We start from the raw sequence: 16,333 nt of genomic DNA, 5'->3' as shown, positions 1-16,333 counted from the left end.
GCCATCTTGCACTGCCAGCAAATAGTTCATTCATGCTAAGATCTGGCTCATGATCGCCCAAGCCCTTTTCACTCCCGCCCAGCAAAAACTGCTGGGTTTGCTTTTTATACGCACCACCGACGGCTATCACCTCAACGAAATCATGCGCCTGACGGGCCTGGGCAGCGCCTCGGCCCAGCGCGAACTGAAACGCTTGCACGAGGCCGGCGTGATCGTCTCCGAGCGCATCGGCAACGTGCGCCGCTTCAAGCCGAATCGCGACTGCATGGTGTACGAGGAACTGACCAGCGTGGTGAAAAAGACCTTCGGCCTGGTCAGCGTGCTGAACTCGGCGCTGGCGCCGTTGCAGCATGTCCTTAATGTCGCGTTCGTGTATGGCGCCACGGCCAAGGAGCACGAGGGCATGAATACGCCGGTGGAGTTGCTGCTAATCGGGGAGAACACCAGCTACGGCGAACTGCTGTCGCGGCTGCCGGTAGCGGAGCGGTTATTGCGCCGAAAGATCAATCCGAACCTGTACACGCTGCCGGATTTTAAAAGGCGCCTGCGCGAGCAACAGGGGTTTATTTTGCAGGTGCTGCGGGAGCAGAAGATTTATGTGCTCGGTGATGAGACGGACCTCGAAAAAATCGTGAGCGAGCAGTCCGCCGCAGCGGAGTAAGGCGGTCAATGTTCTTGGCCATCAGCCTTTAATCCGTCATTCCCGCGCAGGCGGTAATCCAATTTGCACGCAGACCGTGGACTTAAAATTGAAGCCAACACGGCTCGCTGAAATTAGATTCCCGCTTTCGCGGGAATGACGGAGCGAAGAGTGCAGGTGGTTTTGAAGCTGGCGGTTCGCAGCGTTCAACCGCTCCACGCTCAAATGCTCAGCTTGTTTCACTGCTGCTGCGCAATCCACCGATCCACCTTCTCCTCCAGCAACGCCAACGGCAACGTCCCATCGCCCAGCACCACTTCGTGGAACTTTGGCAGGCTGAACCGTTCGCCCAGTGCTTCTTCCGCGCGGTGGCGCAATTCCACGATTTTTAACGAACCGATCTTGTAGCCCAGCGCTTGTGCCGGCCAAGCCATGTAGCGCTCGGTTTCGCTTTTTGCCACTTCATCGTAGCCGAGCGTCTCGCGCATGTACTTGATGCTCTGTTCGCGGGTCCAGCCTTTGGCGTGCATGCCGGTATCGACCACCAGGCGCGTGGCGCGCAGCAGTTCGTCGTTCAGGTGACCGAAGTATTGTGCCGGGTCGTCGAACAGGCCCATTTCCTTGCCCAGCGTTTCCGCGTACAAGGCCCAGCCTTCGGTGAAGGCGTTGTTGCCGCCGAATTTGCGGAAGTCGGGCAAATTCAATTCCTGCATCAGGGCGATGTGGAAGTGGTGGCCGGGCTTGCCTTCGTGCAGGAAGAGCGTGGTCATGCCGGTGCTGCCGTACTTGGTGGGATCGGTCACCACCGACCAGAACACGCCCGGGCGCGAGCCGTCGATGGCCGGGGCCGTGTAGTGGTCGGCGGCAGTGTCGCGGCTCAGTTCGGGCTCCAGGCGCATGTCGAGCTTGGCTTTAGGTACCAGCGTGAACATCATCGGCAGCTTGGTGTCGAGCACGCCGTTGAGCTTGTGATAGACCGCTTGCACTTCGTCTTCGGTCTTGAACGGGCGAAACTTCGGTTGCGCCGCCACCCATACCGGCAGGCCGGCCGGCGGACCGTCGTAGCCGAGCTTGGGTCCGAGGATTTCGAACTGCGACTGGATGCGCGCCACTTCGCGCAGGCCGATCGCGTGGATCTCGTCCGGTTTCAGCGACGTGGTGGTGGCGTTGGCCACGCGCGCCTGGTACCAGGCGGCGCCGTCGGGCAGGGCGCCGAGGCCGGTCGAAGTGCGGCACGCCGGGATGTAATCCTTTTCCACGAACGCGGCCAGGCGGCCCAGGGCCGGCATGATCTGTTCGGCGATCTGCTTGCGGTAGGCTTCGGTCAGACGCGCCTTGTCGGCGGCGCTGAAGCTCGCTGGCAAGTTTTTGATCGGGGTGTAATAGATGCTGGTCTCGGGCGTGTCGCTGAGCAGTTTTTTGTACTGCGGCAGGGCCGAGATCATGATGGCCTTTGGCTGCGTAATCCCCTTCTTGATGCCGTCGCGCATATTGCTGATCGCCTGGTCGATCCACGCCGGCATCTGGCTGATACGGCTCAGGTAGGCGTCGTATTGCGCCACGGTACCGATTGGCTGCGATGCCTGGCCGCCCGCGTAGTTGGCGAGAATCACCGGCACGCTGTCCATCTGGTTAATTGGCAGCAGGTGTTCGGGGAAGCGCTCCATGGCGATCAGGCCGCGCAGCTCGTAGCGCAGGATGTCGTAGTCGAGGCGGTCTTCGGCGTTCAGTACTTCGCGCTTGATGGCCTTGATGCGTTGGGCAAAATCGCGGTACAGCTTGAACTGCAGGGCGCGCTTGCCGGGCGAGATGCTCAGGCCCAACTGGTCGTCGAAGCGGTTGTCGCCGTTTTCGGTGGCGCCGAGCGGCTCGAAGGTGGCGACGGCGTTGTAGTATTCGTCGGCAATGGCTTGCAGCGCCTGGTGCGCCGGGGTGGCGCTCACGCGCGGCACCGGGCGGTTGGGGGCGTCGGCCAGCGGCAGGGCGAAGGTATTGCTAACTGGAATAAACGCCAGCGCCAGGGTGGCGGCGAGGGCGGAAATGCGGGCGGTACTGGTGAGTCGCTTCATCGTTGTTTCCTGGTCCATGGTGGTTCATGCACCGACTAGGATAAGGCATGCCGAGCTGCGCAGCGCAACAAATTGTATCAATCGAAAACGGTTTATCACCTTCTCAGGCCGCCGCCTCCGCCAGCCGGGTTTGGTACAGCGCGGCCACCAGGTCGGACTGGGTAATGATGCCGACAAACCGGTCTTCCACATCGACAATCGGAATATGGTGGAAGCCCGAGTTGGCCATCAGCGGCACCAGGTCCACGATCGGCGTGTCGGTGCGCGCGGTGGTCGGATGGCCGCTCATGATCTGGCCCACGACCTCGGCCTTTTCGGTATGGGTGACGCCGCTCTTGCGCAGGAAACCCTGCAACTGGCGGCGCATGCCAGCGTAGCTGTCGAGGCCACCATGCTCGAGAAAGTCGGTCTGGGTGACGATGCCGATCACGCGCCGCGCCCGGTTGAGCACGGGCAGGGCCACCACGCGGTGGTTGCGCATTAGTTGCCAGGCCGGTTCCAGCCCGGTGCCGAACTCGGCGCTGACGATGTCGCGCGACATGATGTCGGCGCAGGTGATCACGCCGAAGCGGCGCTGGTAGGCGCGCTGCTCGGTTTGCATGAACAGCGATGCGAGGTCGTCGCGGCTGATATCGAGCACCTGGTTGTATTGCTTGAGCACGGCATCGAGGTCTTCCGTCTTGAAGCCGAGCCGCACCGTCGGTGCGACATCCTTGGTGCCATGGACGTTGACGGGCGCACTCTGCTGCACGTGCGGGTAGCGCCGCCCGGTCAGGTTGTTATAGACCATGGCCATGGCGACCAGCAGCGCGGTGTCGATGGCGACCGTGAACAGCACGAACTCGAAGCCGGCCGCGTGCACGACCGGACCGCCGAGCACGGTGGTCAGCGCGACCGCGCCGCCGGGCGGATGCAGGCAGCGCATCACGAACATGGCAGCAATGGCGAGACCGCCTGCCAGACCGCCCAGCAACGGCAGCGGCAGGCTGTCGCCGAACCAGCGCACGCAGGCCACACCCACCAGGCCGCTGATGACATTGCCGCCGAACACCGACCACGGCTGCGCCAGCGGGCTGGCCGGTACCGCGAACAGCAGCACGGCGGACGCGCCCATCGGCGCGATCATGAAGATGGAAGTGCCGGTCCGCGCCAATAAATAATGGGCGAACAGGGCGGTGATCAACAGGCCGCACAGGGCGCCGGCAGCGGCGCGCAACTGTTCGGGGCGGCTGACGTTGCTGGGGCCGGGCAGCCAGTTGAAGAATGCGCGCATAGCTTTTAATTAAATATTTGGATGCGGCATTATCTCACGGCATGATATTTCTCGCACCGGTATGGTGCATTGATCAGGCGTAGGGTACGAGGTCGAGCGGCAAAGCGGTGGTGAACTTGATCTGCTCCATCGAGAAGGCCGATGACACGCCGGTCAGCTGTCCCACCTTGATCAGACGTTTATAAAACGCGTCATAGCCTTCAATATCGGTCGTGACGACCTTGAGCAGGTAATCGACATCGCCGCTCATGCGGTGGAATTCCTGCACTTCGGGCAGGGCCATGACGGCGGCGGCAAAGCGGTCGAGCCACTTGGCATCATGCTGGCCGGTACGCACGCTGACGTACACGGTCACCGGCAAGCCTACCTTGCGGCGGTTGACGATGGCGACCCGGCTCTCGATATAGCCTTCTTCTTCAAGGCGCTTGACCCGCTTCCAGCACGGCGTGCTCGACAGCCCGACCTTCTCGCTTAGCGCGGCGATCGACAAGGTGCCGTCGATTTGCAGGGCGGCCAGGATGGCGCAATCGTATTTGTCGAGTGAGTGCATGAGGCTGTTCTGGTAAATGAAAGTTATTTCATTCTACCGAAGTTCGATGAGAAGCATGAACATGCTTTTATGCGTGCATAACGCAGTCGGCTTTGGCATATTTTCTTCAGGAAATTTCGCTAAACTGTTTAGCTCATATCGACCGCCTTCCTGCCTTTTAAAATGAATAACGAAATCTACCTCGACGGCAACGCCACCACCTGTATCCTGCCTGCCGCCGCGCTGGCTGCTGCCGATATCATGGGCCAGCGTTACGGCAACCCCAGCAGCTCCCACGGCACCGGCCTGCGCGCCAAGGTCGTGCTCGACCAGGCGCGCCAGTGCGCGGTGCGCCTGCTGGGCGTGGGCGATGGGCGGTTGATGTTCAACAGCGGCGCTACCGAGGGCATCCAGACCGCCGTGTTGTCCGCGCTGGTGGCGGTGCGCGAGCGCCAGGCCCGGGGCGAAGCCGCCGGCAGCTTGCTGGTGTACGGCGCCACCGAGCACAAGGCCGTGCCGGAAGCACTGGCGCACTGGAACCGCCTGCTGGGCACCAACTTGAAGCTCACCGCCTTGCCGGTCGATGGCGATGGCCTGCACGACCTGGCCGCGCTGCGCGTGCTGGCGCCGGACGCGGCCATGATCTGTACCATGGCCGCCAACAACGAGACTGGCGTGGTCAGCGACCTCGACGGCATTGCCGACACCATTGCCGCCAGCGGCACCAGCGCGCTGTGGATGGTCGATTGCGTGCAGGCGCTGGGCAAGCTGCGCTTGAACCTGGCCGCCACCCGCATCGATTACGCGCCGTTTTCCGGCCACAAGCTGCACGCGCCGAAGGGCGTGGGCATGTTGTACGTGCGGGCCGGCGCACCATTCACGCCGCTGATCATGGGCGGCGGCCAGGAAGCCGGCCAGCGCTCGGGCACCGAAAACATGGCCGGCATCGCCGCGCTGGGCGTGGTGCTGGCCGCGCTCGAACGCGGCGACACGTTTCCGTCCCACGACCAGTTGCATGGCTACCGCGAACGCCTGGCCGACGCCCTGCGCGCGGCGCTGCCCGGCGTGGTGTTCAACCATGCTTTCGACAAATCGCTGCCGACCACGATCAATTTCGCGGTGCCGGGCGTATCGAGCCGCGAGTTGATGGACGTGTTCGATGCGGCGCGGGTGCGCGTCAGTGCCGGCAGCGCCTGCTCGGCCAGCAAGGCCGCGCCCAGCTACGTGCTCGACGCCATGAGCCTGCCATTGTGGCGCAGCGCGGGCGCCATCCGCATGTCGTTCGGCGCCATGGTCGATGAAGCCACCATCGCCACCGCCTGCCAGCGCATCGCCCACTGCGGCGCCGCGCTGCGCGCCGCCGGCATGATCGCCGACCAGCCCAGCGCCGAGCCCGATGACGGCTTGCTGCAACTGGGCGTGGAGGGGGAATGCGGCTGGCTGGTGCTGGACGCGGCCAGCCGCAGCTGCATCGTGATCGACCCGCTGCCCACGCTGACCGCGCGCATCACGGCCATCGTGCGCGGCCATAACTACCGGGTGCTGGCCATCGTGGCCACCACCGCCGGCGCCGATCACGCGCCATTGGCCCGGTCGCTGGGCGCCCACTATGATGCCCAGGCGATGACGGACGCGTTTGGCTGGCCGGCCATCACGGCCCATCGCCTGACCTTGGGAGACGGCGCCGAAGTCAATGCGATTGCCATCGGCAGCCAGGTGCTGGCGCAGGTGTCGGCCGGGGAGGGCGCGCGCGCCTATTTATTGGGCAGTAAGGACGGCGCCAGCCTGGTGGCTGCTGATGTGCGCTTTGCCTTCACCGCGCACGCCGACTTGGCCTTGCCGGTCATCACCACCGCGCAGACCCTGCTGTGCCCGACCCGCGACGCCCGCAACCAGCTTTGTGCCGGCCATGGCGGCGACCAGGCTGCTGCCGACCTGCAACTCGACAGCAGCGCGCTGGAGGCATTCCTGCAAGCCCATCCCGGCGCGGTAGTGGTCGATGTACGCGAGCCGTACGAGTTTGCCGCCACCGTGCCGGCGCCAGCGGGCGCGCATGCGGCACAGAGCGTGCCGTTGAGCCGGCTGGTCGAGCATGCCAGCGTGTGGCTGCGCGGCGACAGCCGCGCACCGCTGGTCTTCGTCTGCCGCAGCGGCAACCGCAGCATGAAAGCTGCGCAATGCCTGCGCCGGCTCGGCCATACCAGCAGCTACAGCCTCACCGGCGGTCTCGCACTAGCGGCCTGAACTGCTCACGAAAGTGATTGAAAGGGGCCGCTTCGAGCGGCCCTTTGCGCTTATGTTCGTAAGCGCACAGTAGCAAATTGTTACGAGACGTATCATTGCTTGGCACACATTCCCACTAATCACCGCGCCAGCTTACCGGACGCGGTTTTGTCGCGCACGTCCAAGCGAGGTTTACGTTGAACAAGTCCAATCCCCTGCTCCCCGAGATGTCGCTCGGCTTTCGCGAATCCAATACGGCGGCCATGGTCTCCGACGAAGATGAAGACCTGCCCTTAAGAGCGGAGCTTTTCAGCGCGGCGCAGATGGCTGCGCATGGCCGCTCGCTCGCTTCCCACCACGAATTGAGCCCGCGCGGCGGCGGCGACCAGCTGCTGGCGCGCCTGAGCGACAACGCGGAAGTGATCAGCGCCACCTGCGACGAGCTGACCGCCGCCATCAAGGACGGCCGCCAGATCACGCCCGCCTCCGAATGGCTGCTCGATAACCTGTACCTGATCGAAGAACAGATCCGCATCGCGCGCCGCCATCTGCCCAAGGATTACAGCAAGGAGCTGCCACGGCTGGCCAAGGGCGCGCCCGAGGGCTGTCCGCGCGTGTACAAGCTGGCGCTCGAGATCATCTCGCACGGCGATGGCCGCGTCGATCCGGAGTCGCTGTCGCGCTTTGTCGATGCGTACCAGGAAATCGCGCCGCTCAAGCTGGGCGAGTTGTGGGCCATTCCCATCATGCTGCGCCTGGCGCTGATCGAAAACCTGCGCCGCGTGGCCGCGCGCGTGGCGGACAACCGTGCCGAACGCGACCTGGCCAACAGCTGGGCCGACCAGATGAGCGAGGAGGCGGAAAAGAACCCGAGCGGCCTGATTCTGAAAGTGGCCGACATGGCCCGCTCCAATCCGCCGATTACCAGCGCCTTCGTGGCGGAGCTGTCGCGCCGCCTGCAGGGCCAAAGCCCGGCGCTGACCATGGCGCTGACCTGGATCACCAGCCGCCTGGCCGATGCCGGCCAGACCATCGAGCAGCAGATCCAGGCCGAGATCCAGCAGCAGGCCGCCGACCAGGTATCGATCGCCAACAGCATCGGCAGCCTGCGCTACCTGGGCACCATGGACTGGCAGGAGTTCGTCGAGACCATGAGCATGGTCGAACAAACCTTGCGCCAGGACCCGGCCGGCGTGTACGGCCAGATGGAATTCGCCACCCGCGACCAGTACCGCCACGTGATCGAAAACATCGCCAAGCGCTCCGACTATTCGGAGGTGGAAGTAGCCGCGCAAGCGCTGCAACTGGCGCAATCCCAGGCCGGCAGCGACGATCTGCGCCACAGCCACGTGGGCTTTTACCTGATCGGCGGCGGCCAGGCGGCGCTGGAAAAACAGACGCGCATGCGCCGCCCGTGGATCGAGTCCCTGCAACGCACCACCAGCGCCTCGCCACTGACGTCGTACCTGGGCGCCATCGTGGTGCTGTCGGTGATCGCCACCGCGCTGCTGCTGGAGCGCTCCGCATTCCACGGCGTGCACGGCGCGCTGCTCGTTGCCATGGGCGTGCTGGCGCTGATCGGCAGCAGCCAGCTGGCGCTCAACCTGGTCAACTGGATCACCACCAAGGTCACTCAGCCCAAGCCGCTGCCGCGCATGGATTTTGAAGCCGGCATTCCGCCCGACGCGCGCGCGCTGGTCGTGGTGCCCACGCTGGTGTACAGCCGCGAGAATATCGAAGAGCTGTGCGAACAGCTGGAAGTGCGCTTCCTGTCCAACCGCGATCCGAACCTGCGTTTCTGTCTTCTTACAGACTTTGCCGACGCACCCACCGAAACCCTGCCCGGCGACGCCGCGCTGATGGAGCACATGCGCGAGGGCGTCGAACAACTCAATCGCAAGTACGCGCTGCACCTGAATGGGGATCCGGCCACGCCGTTCCTGCTGCTGCATCGCCCGCGCCTGTGGAATCCGCAGGAAGGCGTGTGGATGGGCTATGAGCGCAAGCGCGGCAAGCTGCAGGACATGAACCGCTACCTGCGCGGCGGCGCGCGCGACAAGTTCTCGCTGGCCGTGGGCGACACCACCGACCTGGAAAGCATCAAGTACGTCATCACGCTCGATACCGACACCCAGTTGCCGCGCGACGCCGCGCGCGACTTCATCTCGACCATGATGCACCCGCTGAACCGCCCGCGCGTGGACAAGTCGCTGGGCCGCGTGGTCGATGGCTATGGCATCCTGCAACCGCGCGTCGCTGTCAGCCTGCCAAGCAAAACCGCGTCGCTGTACGAAAAACTGTGCGGTGGCGAACCGGGCATCGACCCGTACACCCGCACCGTCTCCGACGTGTACCAGGACGTGTTCCTGGAAGGCTCGTTCGTGGGTAAAGGCATTTACGACGTCGATGTGTTCGAGCAGGTGCTGGGCCACCGGCTGCCCGACAACCAGGTTCTGAGCCACGACTTGCTGGAAGGTGCCTACGTGCGCGCCGGCTTGATGAGCGACGCCCAGTTGTACGAGGAATACCCGAGCCGCTACAGCGACGACGTCGGCCGCCGCCACCGCTGGATCCGTGGCGACTGGCAGTTGCTCGGATGGCTGCTGCCGCGGGTACCGGGTCCGGGCCGCCGCCGCGAGAAAAATCCGCTGTCGCTGCTGTCGCGCTGGAAGCTGTTCGACAACCTGCGCCGCTCGCTGGTCGCGCCCGCGATGGTGATCGCGCTGGTCGTCGCCTGGCGCTGGCTGCCCGCGCCGTGGCTGTGGACCGGCGCCGTGCTCACCGTGATCTTCCTGCCGCCGCTGGTCAATGCGCTGCACGATCTGCTGCACCGCCCGAAAGACACCCTGTGGGACCAGCACCTGCGCAATACCGGCCGCAGCGTGGGCATCCAGCTCTCGCACGCCCTGCTCACGCTGGCGTTCCTGCCGTACGAGGCGTACTTCAATCTCGACGCCATCGTGCGCAGCCTGTTCCGCATGTACGTCTCGCGCCGCCACCTGCTGCAATGGCGCGCGTCGGCACTCGCGCGTTCCACCACCAGTACCTGGGTCACCATGTGGGCCGCGCCGGTCACCGCGCTGTTCGTGGGCGGCATGCTGCTGGGCTGGCGCCCGGCCAGCCTGGCCCCGGCCGCGCTGTTCCTGCTGGCGTGGCTGGTGGCGCCTGCGGTGGCCGACTGGATCAGCCGTCCGATCAAGCGCCGCAACGCCGATCTGGGCGCCGACCAGCACATCTTCCTCAACAAGCTGGCGCGCCGTACCTGGGCGTATTTCGACCGCTTCGTCGGGCCCGACGACAACTGGCTGCCGCCCGATAACGTGCAGGAGCATCCGAGCCAGGTGATCGCGCACCGCACGTCGCCCACCAATATCGGCATGGCGCTGCTGGCCAACCTGACCGCGCACGATTTCGGCTACATCACCGGCGCCCAGGTCGTGGCCCGTACCGGCGCCACGCTGACCACGATGGACCAGCTGGAACGCCACCTCGGCCATTTCTACAACTGGTACGACACGCAGTCGTTGCAGCCGCTGCACCCGGTGTACATTTCCACCGTCGATAGCGGCAACCTGGCAGGTCACCTGCTTACACTGCAACCTGGCCTGATCGCGCTGTACGACCAGCCGGTGGTGGGGCCGCAATACGTGGACGGCTTGCTGACCACCTTGCGCGTCATGGAAGAAACCATCACCACCATCGACGGCACCTTCACGGTGGGCACGGCGGCATCGGCTGCGACTGCGGCCGCCGACGCAGCGGTGCCCGCCGGCACCGGTAACGGCGCCCTGGCCGGCATCGATACGCCCGAACTGGTGGCATTGCGCGCGGTGCTGTCCGACCGTCCCGACGCTACCCACCTGCAGCAGCTGCACGCGTGGCTCACCCGCGTGGCGCAGGCGGCCGACGCTCTGCGTCCGCTGGTGGCGGCGCAGGCCGATGTCGCCATGTGGGCCGATTCCCTGGCCCGGCAAGCCCACGCCGCGCTCGATGAACTGGCCTTGTTCACGCCTTGGGTCAACCTGCCGGCGGACACCGTGCTCGACACCAACCTGCTGCGCGTGCCCACCCTGCGCGAACTGGCGGCACTGGCCAATGCCGGCGCCGACATTCCCGTCTCCGACCTGGCGCCGGCCGAACTGGAACGCCGCCAGCAGATGGCGCAGCTGCTCGAACAGGGTGGCGCTGCCGCCCACGACCGCATGCGCCAGCTGGCCGAACTGGCCCAGCGCAGCACCGCGTTCGCGCAGATGGAATACGGCTTCCTGTACAACGCCACCACCAACCTGCTGGCGATCGGCTACAACGTCAGCGAACGCCGCCTCGATGCCAGCTATTACGACCTGCTGGCGTCCGAAGTGCGCCTGGCCAGTTTCGTCGCCATCGCCCAGGGCCAGCTGCCGCAGGACCACTGGTTCGCGCTGGGCCGCCAGCTGTGCATCGTCGGCGGCAAGCCGGTGCTGCTGTCCTGGAGCGGCTCGATGTTCGAGTACCTGATGCCGCTGCTGGTCATGCCGACTTACGAGAGCACGCTGCTCGACCAGACCTACAACTCGGTGATCGACGCCCAGATCGCCTACGGCAAGCAGCACAACGTGCCGTGGGGGATTTCGGAATCGGGCTACAACACCACCGACGCCAATCTCAATTACCAGTACCGCGCCTTCGGCGTGCCGGGCCTGGGCTTGAAGCGCGGCCTCGGTGACGACCTGGTGATCGCACCGTACGCCAGCATGATGGGCCTGATGGTCCAGCCGGAAGCGTCGTGCCTGAACCTGCAAAAAATGGATGGCCTGGGCTTCATGGGCCGCTACGGCTTCTACGAGGCGGTCGACTACACGCCGACGCGCCTGCCGCGCGGTGTCAGTCACGCCGTGGTCCGCTCGTTCATGGTTCACCACCAGGGCATGGGCTTCCTGGCCCTGAGCTACCTGCTGCACGACCGTCCGATGCAGCGCCGGTTCGAATCCGATCCGCTGCTGCAATCGACGTTGCTGGTGCTGCAGGAACGCAGCCCGCAGGTGGGGGCCTTCTATTCCACGTCGGTGGAGTCGGCGGCCATCCGCACCACGGCGCCCGATTCCGGCATGCCGCTGCGCGTGCTCACCTCGCACAGCACCCCGGTGCCGGAAACCCAGCTGCTGTCCAATGGCCGCTATCACGTGATGGTGACCAACGCCGGCGGCAGCTACAGCCGCTGGAAAGACCAGTCGGTGACCCGCTGGCGCGAAGACAGCACCCGCGACAACTGGGGCGCCTTCTGCTACGTGCGCGACATGGAGGACGGCGACTTCTGGTCCACCACGTATCAGCCGACGCTGGTGGAGCCGCGCCACCACGAAGTGATCTTCTCGGAAGGCCGCGCCGAGTTCCGCCGCTCCGACAACGGCATCGACCTGTACACCGAAATCGTGGTCTCGCCCGAGGACGACATCGAACTGCGCCGCACCCGCATCACCAACACCACCGACCGCGTGCGCACCATCGAGGTGACCAGCTTTGCCGAAGTGGTGATGGCCCCGGCGGCGGCTGATGCCGCCCACCCGGCGTTCAGCAAACTGTTCGTGCAGACCGAAATTTTGCGCGCCGAGAATGCCATCCTGTGCACGCGCCGTCCGCGCGGCGGCAACGAAGCCATGCCGTACATGATGCACACCATGACCGTGCACGATGCGGCCGTGGGCAACGTTTCGTACGAAACCGACCGCTCGCGCTTCATCGGCCGGGGCAACACGGCCGCCGCGCCGCATGCCCTGCTCGACGACGCGCCGCTGTCCGGCGGCGAAGGCTCGGTGCTCGATCCGGTGGTGGCGATCCGCTACACCATCACGTTAAAACCCGACCAGACCGCGACCGTGGACATGGTCACCGGCATGACCGACCAGCGCGACGCTGCGCTGCACCTGATCGACAAGTACCACGACCGCCACCTGGCCGACCGCGTGTTCGAGCTGGCATGGACCCACAGCCAGGTCGTGCTGCGCCAGCTGAACGCCACCGAAACCGACGCCCAGCTGTACGGCCGCCTGGCCGGCTCGGTGATCTACCCGAACGCCTCGCTGCGCGCCGACGCTGCCACGCTGGTGAAAAACCATCGCGGCCAGTCCGGCCTGTGGGCGTACGCCATTTCCGGCGACCTGCCGATCGTGCTGCTGCAGATCAAGGACTCGGCCAACATCGAACTGGCCCGCCAGATGGTGCAGGCCCACGCCTACTGGCGCCTGAAAGGCCTGGTGGTGGACCTGGTGATCTGGCACGAAGACCAGTCGGGATACCGCCAGCTGCTGCACGATCAAATCATGGGTCTGATCGCCTCGGGCATCGACGCCCAGGCCATCGACCGTCCGGGCGGCATTTTTGTACGCATGGGCGACCAGATCGCCACCGAAGATCGCATCCTGCTGCAAACGGTGGCGCGCGTGATCATCAGCGATACTCGCGGCACGCTGGCCGAGCAGATCAAGCGTCCCGGCCCGCCGGTGCTGCGCATGCCGCCGCTGGCGATCGACCCGCGCAACGATGGCGCCGACGCCAGCGATGTCGTCGCGCCGCCGCGCCGCAAGCGCGTGCTGCAACTGGAGAACGGCATCGGCGGCTTCTCGGAAGACGGCCGCGAATACGTGATCACCACCAGCGAAGAGCAGCGCACGCCGGCGCCGTGGTCCAACGTGCTGGCCAACGCCAGTTTCGGCACCGTGATTTCGGAAAGCGGCCAGGCCTACACCTGGCACGAGAACGCCCATGAATTCCGCCTCACGCCTTGGCACAACGATCCGGTGAGCGACGCCAGCGGCGAAGCGTTTTACCTGCGCGACGAAACCACCGGCGAGTTCTGGTCGCCTTCGGCGCTGCCGGCGCGCGGCACTGGCGACTACACCACCCGCCACGGATTTGGCTACAGCGTGTTCGAGCACACCGAGTCGGGCATCGCCACCGAGATGACCACGTTCGTCACCACCGACGCGCCGATCAAGTACACCGTCATCAAGGTGCGCAACGACTCGGCGGTGGCGCGCAAGCTGTCCATCACCGGCTACGTGGAATGGGTGATGGGCGACATGCGCTCCAAGTCCGGCATGCACATCCTGACCGAACTCGATCCGGTGAGCGGGGCGCTGTTTGCCCGCAACCAGTACAACACCGACTTTACCGGCCGCGTGGCGTTCTTCAATTGCGATGCGACCACGCGCACCGTCACCGCCGACCGCGCGGAATTCCTTGGCCGTAACGGTTCGCTGGCGGCGCCGGTCGCCATGCGCCGGTCGCGCCTGTCCGGCAAGGTGGGCGCGGGGCTGGACGCCTGCGCCGCCATCCAGGCGCCGCTCGAACTGCTGCCCGGCCAGGAACGCGAAATCGTGTTCGTGCTCGGTGTGGCAGGCCGCCGCAACGCCGACGCCAGCGGCATGGTGCAAAAGCACCGCAGCACCGGCGCCGCGCAGGAGGCGCTGGCCGCCGTCCACGCGCACTGGAACGAAACGCTGGGCGCGGTGCACATCAAGACGCCGGAACCGGCGCTCGACGTCATCGCCAACGGCTGGCTGATGTACCAGACCATCGCCTGCCGCATCTGGGCGCGCAGCGGCTACTACCAGTCCGGCGGCGCGTTCGGCTTCCGCGACCAGCTGCAGGATGCGATGGCCACCATCCACACCAAGCCGCAACTGCTGCGCGACCAGCTGATGCTGTGCGCAGCGCACCAGTTCATCGAAGGCGATGTGCAGCACTGGTGGCATCCGCCGTCGGACCGGGGCGTGCGCACCAAGTGCTCGGACGACTACCTGTGGTTGCCGCTGGGCGCCTGGCGCTACGTGTCGAGCACCGGTGATTTGAGTATCCTCGACGAGGAACTGCCATTCCTGGAAGGGCGTTTGCTCAAGGCGGAAGAGGATTCGTATTACGACCTGCCGGGCCGCTCGAACCAGAGCGGCACCATGTACGAGCACTGCGTGCGGGCCATCCGCCACGGCCTGCGCTTCGGCGAACATGGCCTGCCGCTGATCGGCTCCTGCGACTGGAACGACGGCATGGACAAGGTGGGCGAGCATGGCAAGGGCGAGAGCGTGTGGCTGGCCTTCTTCCTGTGCGAAGTGCTGCAACGCTTTGCCGAAGTGGCGGAAATGAAGAACGACGACGCGTTCGCGCAGGAGTGCCGCGAGCAGTCCGTCAAGCTGGCCGCCAACGTCGAGCAGAACGCCTGGGACGGCGAATGGTATCGCCGCGCCTATTTCGATGACGGCACGCCGCTCGGTTCGCACACCAACGAGGAATGCCAGATCGATTCGATTTCGCAGAGCTGGGGCGTGCTGTCCGGCGTGGCCAACCCGGTACGGGTGCGCGGCGCGATGGAGCAGGTCAACCAGCGCCTGGTGCGCAGGGATTCCGGCATCATCCAGCTGCTCGACCCGCCGTTCGACAAGGCCGGCCCCAACCCCGGCTACATCCGAGGTTACGTGCCGGGCGTGCGCGAAAACGGCGGCCAGTACACCCACGCCGCGATCTGGACCGCGATGGCCTTTGCGCGGCTCGGTAACACCGAACGCGCCTGGGAGCTGGCGCGTATGATCAACCCGGTCATGCACGGCACCGATGCGGAAAACGTGGCGATCTACAAGGTGGAGCCGTACGTGGTCACGGCCGACGTGTATGCGGTAGCGCCGCACGTGGGGCGCGGCGGCTGGAGCTGGTACACCGGTTCGTCGGGCTGGATGTACCGCCTGATCGTGGAGTCGCTGCTGGGCGTAACGCGTGGCGCGCACGAGCTGACGCTGGCGCCGCGCATGCCGGCGGAGTGGAACGAGTTCACGCTCACCTACCGCCACGCCAGCAGTTCGTACGTAATCCGCGTGGCGCGTGCTTTGCCGGGGCAGGCGGGCACGCTCACCGTCGATGGCGTCACGCGCGAAGGCAATGTGATTGCGCTGGACGACACCGGCGCCACGCACCAAGTGCAACTGCTGCTGCCGGCATTGCCGGCGCCGGTGGAGGCGCCGGCGATTACGTTGTAGTCAGGTGGAGAGCCCGGCGCCCACGCCCAGCAGGGTAGCGACGCCGAGCACCGCGAAAATCACGGCAGCAATGCCGTGCACCAGCTTGAGCGAAATCCGGTGGGCGATGCGGTCGCCCAGGTACACGGCCGGCACGTTGGCCAGCATCATGCCCAGCGTTGTGCCGGCGACCACCGCCAGCAGGCTGTCGTAGCGCGCGGCCAGGGCCACGGTGGCCACTTGCGTCTTGTCGCCCATCTCCGCCATGAAAAAGGCGATCAGGGTGGTCATGAATACGCCGTAGCGCGCGAAGTTGGTGTCTTCCTCATCGAGCTTGTCGGGCACCAGCGTCCAAACGGCCATCGCGATGAACGAAGCGCCAAGTACCCAGCGCAATATGTCGGGGCCCAGCAGGCTGGTGATCCAGGTGCCGATGGCGGCGGCGAACGCGTGGTTGGCCAGGGTAGCGACGAAAATGGCGGCGACGATCGGAACGGGACGGCGGAATTTTGCGGCAAGAACGAAAGCGAGCAGCTGGGTTTTGTCGCCGATTTCTGCCAGCGCGACAATGCCTGTGGAGATGAAGAATGCTTCCATTGGGGGTGTTGAGTAAGA

At 65.3% G+C, this 16,333-nt stretch carries 7 protein-coding genes; 3 read left to right on the top strand and 4 right to left on the bottom strand.

What is annotated here, in order from left to right; genetic code table 11:
* Positions 1–49: 49 nt before the first annotated feature.
* Complete coding sequence (locus ASF04_RS08240) at positions 50–661, top strand: winged helix-turn-helix domain-containing protein (protein ID WP_056139852.1); 612 nt, start codon at positions 50–52, stop codon at positions 659–661.
* Positions 662–879: 218 nt separating this feature from the next.
* Here the strand turns inward: ASF04_RS08240 and ASF04_RS08235 are convergent, their stop codons facing one another.
* From ASF04_RS08235 to ASF04_RS08225, 3 genes are all read right to left on the bottom strand, one after another.
* Positions 880–2,709, bottom strand: coding sequence for a DUF885 family protein (locus ASF04_RS08235; RefSeq protein ID WP_056139849.1), 1,830 nt, complete (start codon positions 2,707–2,709; stop codon positions 880–882).
* 103 nt (positions 2,710–2,812) lie between these two features.
* Positions 2,813–3,982, bottom strand: coding sequence for an HPP family protein (locus ASF04_RS08230; RefSeq protein WP_056139845.1), 1,170 nt, complete (start codon positions 3,980–3,982; stop codon positions 2,813–2,815).
* A 73-nt stretch (positions 3,983–4,055) separates the two neighbouring features.
* A complete protein-coding gene (locus ASF04_RS08225) occupies positions 4,056–4,532 on the bottom strand; it encodes an Lrp/AsnC family transcriptional regulator (RefSeq protein WP_019923545.1) in 477 nt (158 codons plus the stop codon).
* Between the two features lie 162 nt (positions 4,533–4,694).
* Here ASF04_RS08225 and ASF04_RS08220 point away from each other — a divergent pair, with 162 nt between their 5' ends.
* Together ASF04_RS08220 and ASF04_RS08215 are read left to right on the top strand one after the other, a co-directional pair.
* Positions 4,695–6,755, top strand: coding sequence for an aminotransferase class V-fold PLP-dependent enzyme (locus ASF04_RS08220; protein ID WP_056139844.1), 2,061 nt, complete (start codon positions 4,695–4,697; stop codon positions 6,753–6,755).
* Between the two features lie 206 nt (positions 6,756–6,961).
* Positions 6,962–15,739: a GH36-type glycosyl hydrolase domain-containing protein gene (locus ASF04_RS08215; RefSeq protein WP_056139841.1), complete on the top strand. Its 8,778-nt coding sequence runs from the start codon at positions 6,962–6,964 to the stop codon at positions 15,737–15,739.
* On the opposite strand, the gene ASF04_RS08210 is transcribed toward ASF04_RS08215, so the two are convergent.
* Positions 15,740–16,315 (bottom strand): TMEM165/GDT1 family protein, encoded by a 576-nt coding sequence (locus ASF04_RS08210; RefSeq protein WP_019923542.1) that lies wholly within the window; start codon positions 16,313–16,315, stop codon positions 15,740–15,742.
* Positions 16,316–16,333: the final 18 nt, after the last annotated feature.

This window comes from Duganella sp. Leaf61, assembly GCF_001421905.1.
Taxonomy (GTDB): Bacteria; Pseudomonadota; Gammaproteobacteria; order Burkholderiales; family Burkholderiaceae_D; genus Rugamonas; species Rugamonas zoogloeoides.
The sequence above is the reverse complement of the archived record's forward strand: the minus strand, read 5'-3'. Positions and strand labels throughout refer to the sequence as shown.

Excerpts from the sequence above, each read along its gene's own strand:
- ASF04_RS08240 (WP_056139852.1), top strand. The coding sequence starts at position 50 with ATGATCGCCCAAGCCCTTTTCACTCCCGCCCAGCAAAAACTGCTGGGT.
- ASF04_RS08235 (WP_056139849.1), bottom strand. The coding sequence starts at position 2,709 with ATGAAGCGACTCACCAGTACCGCCCGCATTTCCGCCCTCGCCGCCACC.
- ASF04_RS08230 (WP_056139845.1), bottom strand. The coding sequence starts at position 3,982 with ATGCGCGCATTCTTCAACTGGCTGCCCGGCCCCAGCAACGTCAGCCGC.
- ASF04_RS08225 (WP_019923545.1), bottom strand. The coding sequence starts at position 4,532 with ATGCACTCACTCGACAAATACGATTGCGCCATCCTGGCCGCCCTGCAA.
- ASF04_RS08220 (WP_056139844.1), top strand. The coding sequence starts at position 4,695 with ATGAATAACGAAATCTACCTCGACGGCAACGCCACCACCTGTATCCTG.
- ASF04_RS08215 (WP_056139841.1), top strand. The coding sequence starts at position 6,962 with ATGTCGCTCGGCTTTCGCGAATCCAATACGGCGGCCATGGTCTCCGAC.
- ASF04_RS08210 (WP_019923542.1), bottom strand. The coding sequence starts at position 16,315 with ATGGAAGCATTCTTCATCTCCACAGGCATTGTCGCGCTGGCAGAAATC.